This window comes from Streptomyces sp. NPDC001914 (assembly GCF_042891215.1).
Classification (GTDB): domain Bacteria; phylum Actinomycetota; class Actinomycetes; order Streptomycetales; family Streptomycetaceae; genus Streptomyces.
Genome location: NZ_JBIASW010000021.1, coordinates 1 through 13,902 on the forward strand (window position 1 = coordinate 1; position 13,902 = coordinate 13,902).

At 69.2% G+C, this 13,902-nt stretch carries 18 protein-coding genes and 1 tRNA gene; 16 read left to right on the forward strand and 3 right to left on the reverse strand.

Annotated elements, in window-relative coordinates; genetic code table 11:
• Positions 1-170 precede the first annotated feature (170 nt).
• Positions 171-1,136 (forward strand): nuclease-related domain-containing protein, encoded by a 966-nt coding sequence (locus tag ACFYYF_RS36805; protein WP_388782778.1) that lies wholly within the window; start codon positions 171-173, stop codon positions 1,134-1,136.
• Here the strand turns inward: ACFYYF_RS36805 and ACFYYF_RS36810 are convergent.
• Both ACFYYF_RS36810 and ACFYYF_RS36815 read right to left on the reverse strand, forming a co-directional pair.
• Positions 1,109-1,645, reverse strand: coding sequence for a GNAT family N-acetyltransferase (locus ACFYYF_RS36810; RefSeq protein ID WP_388782780.1), 537 nt, complete (start codon positions 1,643-1,645; stop codon positions 1,109-1,111). The genes ACFYYF_RS36805 and ACFYYF_RS36810 overlap by 28 nt on opposite strands.
• A 19-nt stretch (positions 1,646-1,664) precedes the next feature.
• Positions 1,665-2,438 carry a GntR family transcriptional regulator gene (locus ACFYYF_RS36815; protein WP_388782783.1) on the reverse strand — a complete coding sequence of 258 codons (774 nt, stop codon included), beginning with the start codon at positions 2,436-2,438 and terminating at the stop codon, positions 1,665-1,667.
• A 163-nt stretch (positions 2,439-2,601) separates the two neighbouring features.
• Here ACFYYF_RS36815 and ACFYYF_RS36820 point away from each other — a divergent pair, with 163 nt between their 5' ends.
• From ACFYYF_RS36820 to ACFYYF_RS36880, 13 genes are all read left to right on the forward strand, one after another.
• Entirely contained in the window at positions 2,602-2,958 is a 357-nt protein-coding gene (locus ACFYYF_RS36820) for a hypothetical protein (protein WP_388782786.1), read from the forward strand.
• 2 nt (positions 2,959-2,960) lie between these two features.
• Entirely contained in the window at positions 2,961-4,298 is a 1,338-nt protein-coding gene (locus ACFYYF_RS36825; protein WP_388782789.1) for an FtsK/SpoIIIE domain-containing protein, read from the forward strand.
• A gap of 82 nt (positions 4,299-4,380) precedes the next feature.
• The gene (locus tag ACFYYF_RS36830; RefSeq protein ID WP_388782792.1) at positions 4,381-4,587 is read left to right on the forward strand and encodes a hypothetical protein; all 207 of its coding nucleotides are present in this window, start codon (positions 4,381-4,383) and stop codon (positions 4,585-4,587) included.
• Positions 4,588-4,589: 2 nt separating this feature from the next.
• The gene (locus tag ACFYYF_RS36835; RefSeq protein WP_388782794.1) at positions 4,590-4,784 is read left to right on the forward strand and encodes a hypothetical protein; all 195 of its coding nucleotides are present in this window, start codon (positions 4,590-4,592) and stop codon (positions 4,782-4,784) included.
• Positions 4,785-4,861: 77 nt separating this feature from the next.
• The gene (locus ACFYYF_RS36840) at positions 4,862-5,530 is read left to right on the forward strand and encodes a DUF2637 domain-containing protein (RefSeq protein WP_388782796.1); all 669 of its coding nucleotides are present in this window, start codon (positions 4,862-4,864) and stop codon (positions 5,528-5,530) included.
• Between the two features lie 20 nt (positions 5,531-5,550).
• Positions 5,551-5,742 (forward strand): mobile element transfer protein, encoded by a 192-nt coding sequence (locus tag ACFYYF_RS36845; RefSeq protein ID WP_097224767.1) that lies wholly within the window; start codon positions 5,551-5,553, stop codon positions 5,740-5,742.
• Positions 5,743-5,757: 15 nt separating this feature from the next.
• Positions 5,758-5,913 (forward strand): hypothetical protein, encoded by a 156-nt coding sequence (locus ACFYYF_RS36850; protein WP_183127172.1) that lies wholly within the window; start codon positions 5,758-5,760, stop codon positions 5,911-5,913.
• 24 nt (positions 5,914-5,937) lie between these two features.
• Entirely contained in the window at positions 5,938-6,273 is a 336-nt protein-coding gene (locus ACFYYF_RS36855; RefSeq protein WP_388782799.1) for a SpdD-like protein, read from the forward strand.
• Positions 6,274-6,363: 90 nt separating this feature from the next.
• Positions 6,364-6,591, forward strand: a complete 228-nt coding sequence (locus ACFYYF_RS36860; RefSeq protein ID WP_388782802.1) for a hypothetical protein — start codon at positions 6,364-6,366, stop codon at positions 6,589-6,591.
• The gene (locus ACFYYF_RS36865; RefSeq protein ID WP_388782804.1) at positions 6,581-8,137 is read left to right on the forward strand and encodes a DNA cytosine methyltransferase; all 1,557 of its coding nucleotides are present in this window, start codon (positions 6,581-6,583) and stop codon (positions 8,135-8,137) included. The genes ACFYYF_RS36860 and ACFYYF_RS36865 overlap by 11 nt, the downstream gene beginning before the upstream one ends.
• Positions 8,134-9,525 carry a replication initiator protein RepSA gene (gene repSA, locus ACFYYF_RS36870; protein WP_388782806.1) on the forward strand — a complete coding sequence of 464 codons (1,392 nt, stop codon included), beginning with the start codon at positions 8,134-8,136 and terminating at the stop codon, positions 9,523-9,525. The genes ACFYYF_RS36865 and repSA overlap by 4 nt, the downstream gene beginning before the upstream one ends.
• An 11-nt stretch (positions 9,526-9,536) precedes the next feature.
• Positions 9,537-9,707 carry a helix-turn-helix domain-containing protein gene (locus ACFYYF_RS36875; protein ID WP_183127728.1) on the forward strand — a complete coding sequence of 57 codons (171 nt, stop codon included), beginning with the start codon at positions 9,537-9,539 and terminating at the stop codon, positions 9,705-9,707.
• On the forward strand, positions 9,704-11,077 hold the full coding sequence (locus ACFYYF_RS36880; RefSeq protein ID WP_388782808.1) for a tyrosine-type recombinase/integrase: 1,374 nt from the start codon (positions 9,704-9,706) through the stop codon (positions 11,075-11,077). Before ACFYYF_RS36875 ends, ACFYYF_RS36880 begins: the two co-directional genes overlap by 4 nt.
• 231 nt (positions 11,078-11,308) lie before the next feature.
• Here the strand turns inward: ACFYYF_RS36880 and ACFYYF_RS36885 are convergent.
• Positions 11,309-11,380: transfer RNA gene (locus ACFYYF_RS36885), tRNA-Arg, on the reverse strand.
• Positions 11,381-11,625: 245 nt separating this feature from the next.
• Between ACFYYF_RS36885 and ACFYYF_RS36890 the strand changes: the two genes are divergently transcribed.
• Together ACFYYF_RS36890 and nrtL are read left to right on the forward strand one after the other, a co-directional pair.
• Positions 11,626-12,123, forward strand: a complete 498-nt coding sequence (locus ACFYYF_RS36890) for a response regulator (protein ID WP_388782811.1) — start codon at positions 11,626-11,628, stop codon at positions 12,121-12,123.
• Positions 12,124-12,800: 677 nt separating this feature from the next.
• Complete coding sequence (nrtL, locus tag ACFYYF_RS36895; protein WP_388782814.1) at positions 12,801-13,892, forward strand: ArgS-related anticodon-binding protein NrtL; 1,092 nt, start codon at positions 12,801-12,803, stop codon at positions 13,890-13,892.
• The last annotated feature ends 10 nt before the right edge of the window (positions 13,893-13,902 follow it).

Genomic DNA, 13,902 nt, shown 5'->3' on the forward strand with positions numbered 1-13,902 from the left:
AAGCGAACAAGCCCCACGGGGCTCCCTACGTTGTCTAGGCCCACCGTCAGGCATCGCCTGGGACCAGAACGTCAGGCATCAGCTGGGATCCGACAACGCCCTTGTACTGGGGCACCGTCGGCTGTTGCCATGAGTGCTGGGGACGAAAAGCGCACTTGGGGGCGGAGCCGATGGCAGATCTCACGGTGAATCCGTGGAAGCGGCACGGCAAGGACAGGCTCTATGTGAACCTGCCAGATGGCACGCCCGTCGCGTGGGCGGACCGGGATTCCAAGGTCATCACCGTCAAGGTCGCCGAGCATCGGCATGAAGCCGTTGTCCTGCTTCGTCAACATCTTGGTGATTCGGTGACCGTGCGCACTGACCGCCCCGACTCGTCGCCTTCTCGTCGGCCTCGGCCGGCCAAGCCTCCTCAGCAATCGCCACCCCCGGCGAAGCCCCAGCGTGATCGACGTTCCCTGTCTCTGCCCGAACTCACCGTTGCCGATGACTTGGCGAAGAATCCTCCTGGTGCAGCGATCCTCAGCGACATCGCCGTTCGTGGCCCCTCGGTTGTTGCGCGGGCCTGGTCCAAGTTACTGAGGCGCCCCTCCGGATGGGAGTCGTGGCTCGATGGCCTTGAAGGGGAAAAGAGGGTGGGGCGTGAGCTGGAGCGTCTCACTGTTCATGGCTGGCGGGTTCTGCATGGCATCCCCAAAGGCAATGGCGGGGACATTGATCACCTGTTGATCGGTCCCGGTGGGGTGTTCGTCTTCAACACGAAACGGCACCCGGGTGCTTCAGTCTGGGTCGGTGACGAGGTGGCCAAGGTCAATGGCGCTCCGCACCCGTACCCCGCGGTGAGCAAGGCGGAAGCCGCCTATGTGCGAGGGGTGATGGAACGCTACGCCGGATTCGCTCCCGACGTAGTGCCCGTCCTCGCCTTCGTCGACGTCTCCTCGGTAGTCCGCGCACCGACGCAGCACACCGTGCGGACCTACCAGGAACGGGAGGTCTCCGCCCTGGCGCCGTTGACAGGCCGGCTTACCCGGGAACAGGTCGATTCGCTGTTCGCGGTGGCGCGGCACAAACGCGCATGGCTTCGCGCTGATCCGCCTTCGGCACCTGGTCAGGCTTCGGGCGTCGGGAACACGTAACAGACGGCGTCGATCTCCTGGCCCTCGCCGTACGCGTGCCTGGCGGTCCCGATGCGATGCATCCCCAACCGCTCGTAGAGCCTGATGGCAGCCTTGTCCTTGGTCATGACGTCGAGAACGACCCGTAGTCCGTGAGCTCTGCTGTAGTCGAACGTGGTCCGCATCAGCTGCTCGCCGAGCCTTTGGCCGCGGGCCTCGGGTGCGATGAACAGGCGGGCGCACACAGCTACCTGGTCCGCGGTGTCGCCACTCTGCTCGAGCCACATCTTCACGGCGTCCTCGCCCTGAGGCTGGCTGAGCATGGCATGTCCAACGATCTTGCCGCCCTTCTCCGCCACCCACGCTTGAAGAACACCCGCGGGGCTCAGCCATTCCAGCGGGGCGTCGACGCCTTCCACCGGGTATCCGTCAACGGCGTGAACGGCGACAAGAGCCGCCGCCGCCCCTGGCAGGTCTGCTTCTGTGCGTGGGCGGATGGTCGTGGTCTGTCCGGCTGCGTCGCGGTGCATCTCGTTCCTCACCTCGTCCTCACTCGACAGGTACGTTGTAGCTGAGCCCGTTCATGTCGGCCCGCATCACGAACCTCGTCAGCTCGTACGGTTCGCCGTCCTGGTCAAGGCTGGTGTGGGCAACTTCGATCACAGGGACTCCAGACGGCAGGCCGAGGTAGCGAACCTCCTCGGGAGTGGGCATACGTGCCGTGATCTCGTCGTTGATCCGGGTCATGACGTGACCCTTCTCTTCGAGAATTCCGTGGATGCCGTACTGGTGGGGGACTTCCTCCTGGAGTAGCCCGGTGCCCTCCGCGATGCTCCACGGGATCCATGTCGTGACCCGGTAAACGGGGTCGTCGTCCGCATAGAACACGTTTTCCCGCCGCAGCACCGACTTCGTCTTGCCGGGCACCTTGAGCTGCTTGGCCAGTTCGGCGTCCGGCTTCACCCGCTCGATGCTGAGCACTTCGAACCGGCCGGTCTTCCCCTGCTTCGCGCACTCGATCAGGAACGGGGAGAGTCCGGTTTCCCGGTACTTGGGTGAGTACCTGTCGTTCCCCAGGCGGATCAGTGCCTGCTTCTCCCGTACGAACACCCCGCGCCCCCACTCCGAGGTGACGAGTCCCTCGCGGCCGAGGATCTTGAACGCTTCGTCCACGGTGTTGCGCGCTACGCCGTACTGCTCAGCAAACGCGCGTTGCGACTTCAGCTTCTCCCCGGGCTCGTACTCCCCGCCTTGAATCGCTGCGCGTAGTTCGTCGGCGATTCGCTGGCTGGGCGGCTTGCTCTCGCCGGCCTGATCCGTCATCGAGTCTCCTAACTGGCTGACGTCACTCTATCGCCTGGCTCAAGCCAGTTGCCGCCGAGGGGTTGACGCCACTGGCTTGAGCCAGTTCTACTGGTGCAAGCCAGTCCAACTGGCCTGAGCCAGTTGCCACTTGATGTCAACACTCACCCAAGGAGTACGCACGATGCGTCAGATCCCCGTCGACACCTCGTCCGCCACCGCGATGGTGGCGCAGCCCCCGCAGCCCAAGGTCAAGGACCGTCGGACCGGTGAGATCGCCACCGACCAGGAGACCGGCAGTGCGCTGGTGACCGTGGACGTTCTGTTCGTGATGAACGGAAACGCGGAGGTCATCACGGTGACCGTGGCCGAGCCCGACATCTCCGGCGAGCTGGTCATGGGTACGCCGGTCGCCCTGACCGGTCTGGTGGCCCGGCCGTGGGAGAACGAGTTCAACGGCCAGAAGCGCCACGGGATCAGCTTCCGTGCGGTCGCCGTCACCTCTCTGGTGACCGAGCCGGCCAAGCCCAAGGCGGCCTGATCATGGGCCGGTTAATGATCGCGCTCGCGGTCGTGGTCGGGTTCGCCCTGCTGCTGAGGTGGCGCCGCCCGGCCTGGTACTGGCTGACCTTCGGCGTCGCCCTGGCCGCGCTCCGGATCCGCTTCCGCTACGCGGCCGTCATGGACGCCTGCCACCTGACCGTGCCGGCCTCGCGCCTGCGGCTCGCGCTCGCCCGGTGGTTCAACAAGCCCGTACCGGAGCAGAGGGTGCCCCGACTGCTGTGGCTGCGGCCGACACGGACCGGCATCCGGCTGCGGATCAAGATGCGTCCCGGTCAGGACGCCTTCGAGTTCTCCGCCGCCGCTGACCGACTGCGCCACTCCTTCGGCGTCCATCAGGTCACCTCCCGAGAGGTCAAGCCGGGCGTCGTCGAGATCACCCTGACCGGCTACGACGTGCTCAGGCACGTACAGATGCCCGCCAAGACCGACCGCGGTCTGTTGAAGATCCCCGTCGCTCTCGTGGAGGACGGCTCGATCCACTATCGGGACTACCGGGAGGTGCCGCACTCGGTGACGGTCGGCGCTACGCAGTCCGGCAAGTCCGTCTTTCAGCGCACCGTGATCAAGGAGCTCGCCGCACAGCCGGTCGCGCTGGTCGGCATCGACTGCAAGAAGATCGAACTCGGACCGTTCGCACGTCGCTTCTCCGCGCTGGCCGACAATCCCGATGACGCCGCTGACCTCCTTGAAGCCCTCGTGGCCCGGATGGAATCCATCTACGACGTGGTCCGCCGCGAACAACGGATCAGCGCAGACACCCCGGATGCCGAGATCGCCGCGAACATCTGGGACCTGCCCGAAGCTCTGCGCCCGGTGCCCGTCGTGGTCACCATCGACGAGATCGCCGAACTCGCTCTCAGCGCCAAGCGGAACGATCCGCGACGGGACCGGATCGTCACAGCCCTTATCCGCCTCGCCCAGCTCGGCCGTGCGGCTGGCATGTTCCTAGACATCTACGGGCAGCGCTTCGGGTCCGAACTCGGTGACGGGATCACCATGCTCCGCGCCCAGCTGACCGGCCGGACCGTGCACCGCGTCAACGACGAATCGACGGCCAAGATGGCCTTCGGCGATGTCTCCCCGCACGCGGTGTTCGCCGCGACCCAGATTCCCAACGCCCGCCGCGGGATGGCCGTGGTCGGCTACTCCACCGGGGACTGGACCCGTATCCGCACGCCGCATACCTCGATGCGGCAGGCCGTCGCCGCCTGCAACCGGCACGCCCACCTCGTGCCGGATCTCCCGGAGCTGGCCCGCTTCCGGCCCGGGCTCGATCTCACGCCCGTTGAGGCTCCAGCGGTAGCTCAAGTCGCCTGATCCTTCCCCGCTCCACCGGCCGGCGCGACCGCCTCGCGCCACGTCCCTACCCGAGCCATGCCTGAAACAGGAGGACCACTCGATGTGTGAGCACTGCGAGGACTTCCACCGCACGGTGCTGATGCTCGGCTCCCTGGCCGTCTACGCCGAACTCCGCGACGCTGACCAGTCGTTCGTTGACACCGTGGGCCCGTGCCTGGCCGCATCTCTGCCGGAACCGCCGCCGGGGATGTTCCCGCCCGGCTACGACCCGAACGAGGGCCCCGAGTACCCCGGCCAGGGCCGGTGACCATGCCCACCGCCAAGAAGCCCGCCGGCCGCCGCAGGACCGCCGTACCCAAGCCCGTGAAGTGCCCGGACTGCGACGGTACCGGCGAGAGCACCGAAGCCGTCCGGGTCGGCTCCCGCAAAGGCCGCGCCACCGCCGATCAGCAGGCCGGACTCTGCCTCACCTGCTGGGGCAGCGGCGAAGTCCCCACCGACTGAACCGCACCGGGGCCCGGGCGGCCGGACACGATCCCCGCCCGGTCCCGGCTCCACCTACAGAAGAAGGAGGTGAAGACATGTCCCGCTCGATTCGCCCGGATGCCGTCCTCGTTCAAGCCGTGATCGCCGGTGCGCTGTCCTTCGCCCACCTGCATGACCTGGCCGCCGCTGCTGGTCAGGACGGATGGAAAGCCTGGGCCTATCCGGTCTCGGTCGACTTGCTCCTGGTGGCTGCCTGGCGACGCCTCCGCTCCGACGGGCCGTCGCGGCTGGCCTGGTCCTGGTTCCTGATCGCCCTGGTCGCCTCTCTCGGCGCCAACGTGGCCACAGCCGGATTCCTGGACCTGGCACATCCGCCGGCCTGGCTGCGGTTCGGCATCGCCGGATGGCCCGCGCTCGCCTTCCTCGGCGGGACGCTCCTTGCCCACTCCTACGCGCCTCCTGACCCGGAGCCCGCAGCACCGGCAACCGAAGTCCCGCCAACCGCACCGGACATGGGCCTGGAGTTCGAGCGTGAGCCCGCCCCTGAGGCTGAGTCGGCGGGGCTGCCTGCTGCCGAGGACCCGCCCGCACTTCCCGCCGCTGATCCTCTTCCGCCAGTCCCGGCCGCACTGGTCGACCATGCCCGCAAGGTCGCCGAAGACCACCGCGCCCGCACCGGCACCCCGATTGACACCGACACCCTGCGTATCCGCCTCGGCGTCCCGCCCCACCTCGCCGACGCAATCTCAGCCCACCTCACCTGACCCCGAAAGGAGAACCACCCATGAGCCTCTACCAGATCTGGCGCGAACTGCACCGCGTCGGAAAGGTCACCGTCGGCACCGCCCACGGACGACGCGGCCAGATCAAATACGTCGCCGCATGCGCCGCCGACGACTGCGGCTGGGCCGTCGAGTACGACGACATCAGCCCCGCCATGATCGCCGCCCAGGGCCACCGCTGCCCCGTCCGCTGAAAGGGGACCGGCGCCGTGTCCGTACCGCTGTGGTTCTTCATCGCCTGCGTCGGCCTGGTCGGCATCAAGCTCGTCCGCCCGCCGCTGTGGCTCGTGATCGTCCTGCTGATCGGCGGCTACCTCCTCGCCGACAGCTTCCTCGCCCCCGCCATCGACGCCACCACCAAATGAGCTGATGCCGAAGGGAGTTCCACCGTGTTCCAGCCCCGCATCCCGGTCAACCCGACCCCTGGCCAGCAGGTCCGCCCTGTGGTCACTCCGACCGCTGTTGAACAGCCCCACCACGCCACGGTTGCCGTCTGCGGTTGCCAGCACCACGCGCCGGCCGTCGTGGCTTCTGCACCGTCCCGGCCCGCTGCCCGGCTCACCCCGGGCGCCATTGTGACCGTTGCTGGCGCAGGCGTTGCCGTAGTCCTCGTGGTGGGCGTGGTCCTCGTCTCCATGCTGCTCGCGGTCGCCATTGCCGCCGCCTCCCTGGCGGTGTGCGCGCTCGTCGTCCGCTCGATCCTCGCCAGCGACACCCGACGCTGACCGGCCCCCGGAGCGGCCTCTACCGCCAAGTTTCGTCCGCTCCGGGAGCCGTGCCCCCGTCCGATCTCTCAACCGGAAGGAACGCCCATCATGGCGCACTACACCGAGCTCTTCCCCGACGACGGCCGCACGTGCCCCAACTGCTCGGGCTTCGGGCGTGCCGCCGTCACCGTCGGCACCCGACGCGACGACGGCTCCTACTCGATCGTCTTCGCCAATTGCATCGGCTGCAACGGCCTCGGCTGGCTGCCGCTCCAGCTCATCGCCGACGTGTACGACGCGGCGATCGCGCGTGGGGCGGTGGACCGTGTCCTCTGACCTCACCTACATCGACTTCTTCGCCGGGGTCGGTGGCTCGTCCTACGGCGCCGTCTCCGTGCCCGGCATTCGTCCGGTCCTGGCCGCCAACCACTGGGACCGGGCGATCGAGTCGCACAGCGCGAATTTCCCCGACACCGACCATTTTCGCGGTGACCTGCACGACGCTGATGTCGCCCGCTTCCCGGCGGCCGACGTGTTCTGGGCATCCCCGGAATGCCCCCAGTGGTCCAACGCGCGCGGGCGCCGCCGGGACTTCGACAAGCAGCCCGACCTGTTCGGCGAAACCCTGCCTGACCCGGCCGCCGACCGCTCCCGCGCCCTGATGTGGGACGTGCCCCGCTACCTCGAAGCCTGCCTGGCCAAGGGTCGGCCTGTGCTCGCCGGGATCGTCGAGAACGTCATCGACGTCCGGGCCTGGGACCTGTGGCACACCTGGCGGGCCATCATCCGCGAACTCGGTTACGACACCCGGCTGATCGCCCTGAACTCGATGCATGCCCGCCCGGTCCGCACGCCGTACGCGCCCCAGTCCCGAGACCGGCTCTACCTCGCGTATTGGCGCCGCTCGCTCGGTCGCGCTCCCGACTGGGACAAGTGGTTGAGGCCGTCGGCCTGGTGCCCCGGCTGCGAGACCTGGGTGCGCGCGGTACAGGTGTTCAAGAACCTCCGCCGCGACATGGGTCGCTACCGGCAGCAGTACGTCTATCGCTGCCCGCACGCCACCTGCCGCAACGCCCTCGTGGAACCCTCCGTCCTCCCTGCCGCCGTCGCCGTCGACTGGTCGCGCCCCGGCACACCGATCGGCGCCCGCCCCGGCGGCCTGTCACCCAAGACCCTCGCCCGGATCCGCGCCGGACTCGACCGCTACGCGCTGCCCGTCACCGTCCCCGCGGGCGGCACCTGGCGCACCGAGGCAAGCCCCGTCACGGCGCCGCTGCCCACCCGCACCACCCGGGAGAACGACGCCCTGGCCGTGCCTCCGCTGCTGGTCCCCGTGGAAGGCCGCGACGGCAAGCACGCCGCCCCGGCCGGCGAACCGCTGCGCACCCAGACCGCCCGCAACGAAACCGGCCTGGCCTGGCTGCCCTTCATCGCCGAACTGCGCGGCGGCAACTCCGACGCCCGCCCCGTCCTGGACGCTCTCGCCACCGTCACCGCCTCCGGCAACCACCACGGCCTGGTCACCCCGTCCAGCCTCGAACAGGTCCACTGGGACAGCCTCCTCATCCCGTACTACGGCACCGGTACCGCCCGCCCGGTAGCCGAACCCGTCGGCACCCTGACCACGCACGACCGCTACGGCCTGACCACGGGCAGCCATGTCGACCTGGACGACGTGCTGTTCCGGATGCTGGAGCCGTACGAGATCGGCCGCGGTATGGCCTTCACCGACGCCTACACCGTGCTCGGTACCAAGCGTGAACGCGTACGCCAGTACGGCAACGCCGTCACTCCACCCGTCGCGGAAGTCCTTGTCTCCGCCCTCACCGAGACCATCACCGGCACCCCGCTCGAGCGAGAGACGGTGGTGACCGCCGCATGACCGACACCGCGTCCCTCGCGGGCCTGGACCCGGCCACCCTCGCCGACACACTCCGGGTGGCCGGCTCCCCGGGTTTCGACCGCTGGCAGGACCAGATCCGCCGCACCGGCGGCTGCGCCAACCCCATCCACCTCACGGGCTGGACCCTCACCAAGGACAGGACGACCGGTGAGACGCTCCACCACTACAGCACCGAGCACGAGCCGGGCGCGCGGTTACGGATCGCCTGCGGAAACCGCCGCGCCTCCCGCTGCCCGGCCTGCGCCTGGACCTACGCGGGCGACACATACCACCTGATCCGCGCGGGCCTCGCCGGAGACGACCGCCACGGCATCCCCGCCACGGTCCGAGAACGGCCTCGCGTTTTTGCCACCTTCACCGCACCGTCCTTCGGACCTGTCCACAACCGGCCCACCCGCGGGTTCTGCCGCTGCGGCAGTCGGCACGCCGAGGACGATTCCGCGCTTGGTACGGCGCTGGACCCGGCAATGTACGACTACGCGGGCGCCGTGCTCTTCAACAACCACGCTGGCGACCTGTGGCACCGCTTCGTCAAGCGGTTGCGCCGTGAGATTGCCGCCCGCGCGGGCCTGACCCAACGCGTACTGGCCGATACCTGCCGCCTCTCCTACGGCAAGGTCGCCGAGTTCCAGAAACGCGGCGCCGTCCACTTCCACGCCGTGATCCGCCTCGACGGACCCGACGGGCCGGAGGATCCGCCGCCGTCGTGGGCCACGACCGCGCTACTCACGGAGTCCATCCGGGCCGCCTCCGTTCACCGTTACTCGACCGTCAGCACGCCCGCCGCGGGGCAGCAGTCGGCCCGCTCCTTCCAGTGGGGCACTCAGCTCGACATACGCCCCGTCAAAGCCTTCGGCGACGGTTCCGACATCACCGAGCAGGCGGTCGCCTCCTACGTCGCCAAGTACGCCACCAAGGCGGCCGAGAACACCGGAACCCTGGACCGGCCGATCGGCAACCGCGAAGCCTCGGTGGTGCTCGGCGTCCCCGACCACGCCCGCCGCCTCATCGAAGCCTGCTTCGACCTCGATTCGCTCTACCCGGATCGGCGCCTGCGGGCCTGGGCGCACATGCTCGGCTTCCGCGGCCACTTCTCCACCAAGTCCCGCCGCTACTCGACCACCCTCGGCACCCTGCGCCAGATCCGCGCCGACTACCGCGCAGCTCAAGAGCGCCAGGACCGCGGTCTCGACGACACGGAGCCGGACACGGTCCTCGTACTGGCGAGCTGGCAGTACGCCGGCCACGGCCATACGCCCGGGGAATCCGTCCTCGCCGCTGGCATCGCCCGGGACCTCCAGATCAACCGCGAAACGGCACGCGAAGCCCTGCCCGACCAACTAGCCCTGGAAGGAGCGCACCTGTGAGGGATGAACTGATGACCGTTCCGGAGATCCTTGACGAGCTGGGGAAGGTCTCCCGGCGCACCTTCTACCGCTGGCGGGAGCTGGGCCAGGCACCGAAAGCCCTGAAGCTCCCCAACGGTGAGCTGCGTGTGTGGCGAAGCGACTTCACCGCGTGGCTGCGCGAGCGGGAGGAAGCCGCATGAAGTCCTTGGACGTGAAGATCTGGGGGGTTCGCAAGCGTGCTTCAAAGCGACCCTCTTACGACGTGCGCTGGTCGGTTGCTGACAAGGTCTTCTCCGAGACGTTCCGGACCAAGGCGCTCGCGGATCACTACCGCACCAAGCTCATGGGTGCCGCGCGGGACGGTGAGGAATTCGACGACGCCACCGGCCTCCCGGACGCGATGGCCGAGCAGAAGGCCAAGCTCACCTGGTACGACTTCGCTTTGAAGTACCTGGCGATGAAATGGCCGCATGCCGCGCCCAACACCCGCGACGGGATCAACGAATCACTGACCTCGGTGACGATCGCGCTGCTCGGCGACCGCCCGGGACGGCCAAGCGCCTTTCTGATCAGGCAGGCCCTGCGGAACTGGGCGTTTGTGCTCCCCGGGCCGGCTGAGCGGGAGGCGCCTACCGAGATCGCCAACACGCTGCATTGGATCGCCAAGGCGTCGCGCCCGTTGAATGACCTGGTCGATCCTGTGACGGCGCGTGAGGTGCTCGACTCGTTCAAGATCCGTCTTGATGGGAAGTCCGCTGCAGCCGAGACCGTACGCCGTAAGCGCCGTACCTTCGTCAACGCCTTGCACTACGCCGTTGACCTCGGTGAATTCAGGGAGAATCCGCTGACTGCCGTGCGCTGGCAGAAGCCCAAGGTCTCCAGCGAGGTGGACCCGCGCGTTGTGGTGAATCCGCAGCAGGCTCTTTCCCTGCTGCACGCCGTGTCCTACGTGGGCGGCTACCGCAGGGCCCGCGGCCGTCGACTGGTCGGGCTCTTCGCCTGCATGTACTTCGCGGGCCTGCGGCCCGCCGAAGCCATCGGCCTCGCCGAAGCTGACCTGACGCTGCCCGAGCACGGCTGGGGAACCGCGCTCCTGCATCGCACCCGTCCGAGCGTCGGTAGACAGTGGACGGATTCCGGGGAGAGCCACGACGACCGCGGGCTGAAGAACCGACCGGCAGAGGATGTGCGCCGGGTGCCAATCCCACCCCAACTCGTGGCGATGCTCCGTGAGCACGTTGACACCTTCGGAGCGGCTTCCGACGGGCGCCTGTTCTTCAGCGAGGGCGGGGGAGTGGTGGCCTCCTCGACGTACTCTCGGGCCTGGCAGGAAGCCCGCGCGCTGGCGCTGCCGCCGGCCGCGGTGGCTTCGCCGCTTGCCCGTCGCCCCTACGACCTTCGCCACTCCGCCCTGTCCACGTGGCTCAACGCCGGGGTCGACCCGACCGAGGTCGCCGAGCGGGCGGGCAACAGCGTTGAGGTCCTCCTCGGCCGGTACGCGAAGTGCCTCGACGGGCGCCAGGAGGTGGCCAACCGCCGCATCGAGGACCTGCTGAACGAGTACGTCTGACCGGCGCGAGTATCGCGCGCCTACGCTGGGCCCCTGGACCTTTCCGGGGGCCTTCGCTGTTTTCTGGGACTGACCAGGGGAAACGCTCCAAGGTCCTGTCCACGAATAGTCCACAGACGCCGACATAGGGCCGCTCAGGGCGGCATGCGGCTGCACAAGGCTGTAGATACGCGAAGACCCCGGCCTCAGCGTTTCCGCTGGTGACGGGGTCTTTGGGCACCTCATGAGGGGTGCCCCCGGCAGGATTCGAACCTGCGCACACGGCTCCGGAGGCCGTTGCTCTATCCCCTGAGCTACGGGGGCGTGTCGGGCGCTTTGTGTGCGGCGACGGGTAGAACCCTACCAGCTCTTTCAGGGGTGATCGCCACGTCTTTTGGTCGGGGTGGGTGGTGTTGCGGGGGTGGGTGGGGGAGTGAGGGGCGAGAGGGGGAGCAGGGGGTGAGTGGGGTCCGCTCGGTGCGTGGGGGTGAGGTGGCTCGGGGGGAGGGGGTGGGGCGGTGCGGGGGTGTGGGGGGAGGGGCTCGGGGGTTGGGCTGGGTGGGGTGGAAGTGGGGAAAAGCCGGACGCGGTGGTGGGTGCGGACCTACTCTCGAGTTGTGCCAGGCGTGTCCGGTCGGGTGCTTGTTGTGGACGACAACAAGGTCATCCGGCAGCTGATCAGGGTCAACCTTGAGCTGGAGGGTCTCGAGGTCGTGACCGCGGCTGACGGTGCCGAATGTCTGGACGTCGTCCATCAGGTTCGGCCCGATGTCGTCACCCTCGACGTCGTGATGCCTCGACTCGACGGCCTCCGTACCGCCGCTCGGTTGCGTGCCGACCCGCGGACCCGGAATCTGCCCCTCGCCATCGTCAGTGCCTGTACGCAGTACGAGGTCGAGAGCGGGCTCGACGTCGGTGTCGACGCGTTCCTCGCCAAGCCGTTCGAGCCGTCGGAACTCGTCAGCCTTGTCAGGCAGTTGATCGAAGGGCGTGACTCGGGTGCCGACCCCGGTGGGGGTGCGGGTGCTGTCGAGCAGGCCGAGCCGTCCGGGCGCGCCGGTCACTGACTCGTGTCGCGGGGTTCGTGGCTCGTTAGCGACGGTTCGTAGCTCGTAAGCGTCGGTTCGTAGCTTGTAAGCGTCGGTTCCGATTCCGTCCTGGTCCCGGTTCCGCCCAAATCCCGGTTCCGGCCCCGGCCTCGGGCTCGGCTCCCATTCCGAGGTCGGTCTCGGGCTTGGTTCCCGTTCCGGCCCCGGACCCAGCCCCGATCACCGGGTCACCCGGCGCGTCGTAGCCACCCATACGAGCACCCCTCACGCCTCATGGCGTAGCCCGTGGGCGCGTCCGTCCGGGCTCGCGGGCTCGGTCATCCCTCGAGCTTCCGGCACGACACGGCACGGTTCACGCATTCCATTCCTGCTCGACCTCCGGCCCGTTCCGTCCCGCGCCCCCAGGAACTCAGCGCCCCGGCCGGCCCGAGCACCGGCACCGCATCCCACCCCGCCCCAGTCCACCCGGCCCCAGTCCACCCCGCCCCAGTCCACCCGGCACCTAGGTCCACCCGGCCCCCAGCTCTACCGGCCCCCTATCCCTCCGGCACCCCAGCCCCCCAGCACCACCACCCCCGTCCACTTCCCGCACCACCACCTCCATCCACATCCCGCACCCCCACCCCCGTCCACATCCCGGACCATCCCCCAAACCGGCTCGCTTTCCCACCCCCCTTCTCCCCTAGGCTTGTCCCGTGACTCCCGTCGAGCTCTCCCGGACCGTGCTGTGCGCGGTGCGTCGTGCTGTCGAGCAGGGGGAACTGGGCGGGGTCACCGTGCCCGAGCGTGCGGTGGTCGCGCCGCCGGGGCCCGGCGGGTGCGGGGACTACGCGACCGGCATCGCGCTGCGGCTGGCCGGGGCGGCGCGGCGGCCGGCGCTCGACGTCGCCGAGGTGCTGCGGACGTACATCGCGCGGGAACCCGGTGTCGCCGACGTGACCGTCACCGGACCCGGGTTCCTCAACATCACCCTCGCGGGCGGCGCCTCCGGCGAGCTGGTGGAGGCGGTGCTGGAGCAGGGTGCGCGATACGGGCACGGGGACACCCTCGCCGGGCAGGTCGTCGAGCTGCGCGTGCCCTACGACACCCGGGCCGAGGTCGTCGCCGACGCCCTCGTACGGATCGTCGCCACCCAGGGCGGACGCGCGGAGGTCCGGCACGCCGAGCCCGTGAACCTCCGGCCCGTGCCCGCGCCCGAGGATCCCGCCCCCCTCGGTCACGACGCCGCCCGCTGGGCGCTGCTCCACCCCGCGCCGCACGACCGGCCCCGGATCAGCGCCGATCACCTCCTCCAGCGCGAGAGCAACCCTCTCTTCCGCGTCCGGTACGCCCACGCCCGCACCCGGGCCCTGCACCGCAACGCCGCCACCCTCGGCTACTCCAGTGATCACACCGGGGAGCGCTCCGCCTCCGCCGTCCTGGTCGGCGCCGGCGCGCCCGTCGGGGCCGGTGCTCACGCCGGTCCCGCTGCCCGGCACACGAGTGCACCGAGCGCCCCGCTCCGCGCATCCGACCCCGCCCCCGGCGAAGCCGACCTCCTGGCCGCGCTCGCCGAGTACCCGCTCGCCCTGCGTCTCGCCGCGCGGCACCGGGCGCCCGACCGGCTGGCGCGGCATCTCGTCGTGACCGCCGACGCTCTTCTCGGTTTTCAGCACGTCGTGCTGCCGCTCGGCGACGAGAAACCCTCGGCCGCCCACCGTGCCCGGCTCGCGCTCGCCGAAGCCGCCGGGGCGGTGCTGGCCGGTGGCCTGTCCCTGCTCGGCATCAGCGCACCCGAATACCTTTGACGAAGTAGAG

Excerpts from the sequence above, each read along its gene's own strand:
- ACFYYF_RS36805 (WP_388782778.1), top strand. The coding sequence starts at position 171 with ATGGCAGATCTCACGGTGAATCCGTGGAAGCGGCACGGCAAGGACAGG.
- ACFYYF_RS36810 (WP_388782780.1), bottom strand. The coding sequence starts at position 1,645 with ATGCACCGCGACGCAGCCGGACAGACCACGACCATCCGCCCACGCACA.
- ACFYYF_RS36815 (WP_388782783.1), bottom strand. The coding sequence starts at position 2,438 with ATGACGGATCAGGCCGGCGAGAGCAAGCCGCCCAGCCAGCGAATCGCC.
- ACFYYF_RS36820 (WP_388782786.1), top strand. The coding sequence starts at position 2,602 with ATGCGTCAGATCCCCGTCGACACCTCGTCCGCCACCGCGATGGTGGCG.
- ACFYYF_RS36825 (WP_388782789.1), top strand. The coding sequence starts at position 2,961 with ATGGGCCGGTTAATGATCGCGCTCGCGGTCGTGGTCGGGTTCGCCCTG.
- ACFYYF_RS36830 (WP_388782792.1), top strand. The coding sequence starts at position 4,381 with ATGTGTGAGCACTGCGAGGACTTCCACCGCACGGTGCTGATGCTCGGC.
- ACFYYF_RS36835 (WP_388782794.1), top strand. The coding sequence starts at position 4,590 with ATGCCCACCGCCAAGAAGCCCGCCGGCCGCCGCAGGACCGCCGTACCC.
- ACFYYF_RS36840 (WP_388782796.1), top strand. The coding sequence starts at position 4,862 with ATGTCCCGCTCGATTCGCCCGGATGCCGTCCTCGTTCAAGCCGTGATC.
- ACFYYF_RS36845 (WP_097224767.1), top strand. The coding sequence starts at position 5,551 with ATGAGCCTCTACCAGATCTGGCGCGAACTGCACCGCGTCGGAAAGGTC.
- ACFYYF_RS36860 (WP_388782802.1), top strand. The coding sequence starts at position 6,364 with ATGGCGCACTACACCGAGCTCTTCCCCGACGACGGCCGCACGTGCCCC.
- repSA (WP_388782806.1), top strand. The coding sequence starts at position 8,134 with ATGACCGACACCGCGTCCCTCGCGGGCCTGGACCCGGCCACCCTCGCC.
- ACFYYF_RS36875 (WP_183127728.1), top strand. The coding sequence starts at position 9,537 with ATGACCGTTCCGGAGATCCTTGACGAGCTGGGGAAGGTCTCCCGGCGC.
- ACFYYF_RS36880 (WP_388782808.1), top strand. The coding sequence starts at position 9,704 with ATGAAGTCCTTGGACGTGAAGATCTGGGGGGTTCGCAAGCGTGCTTCA.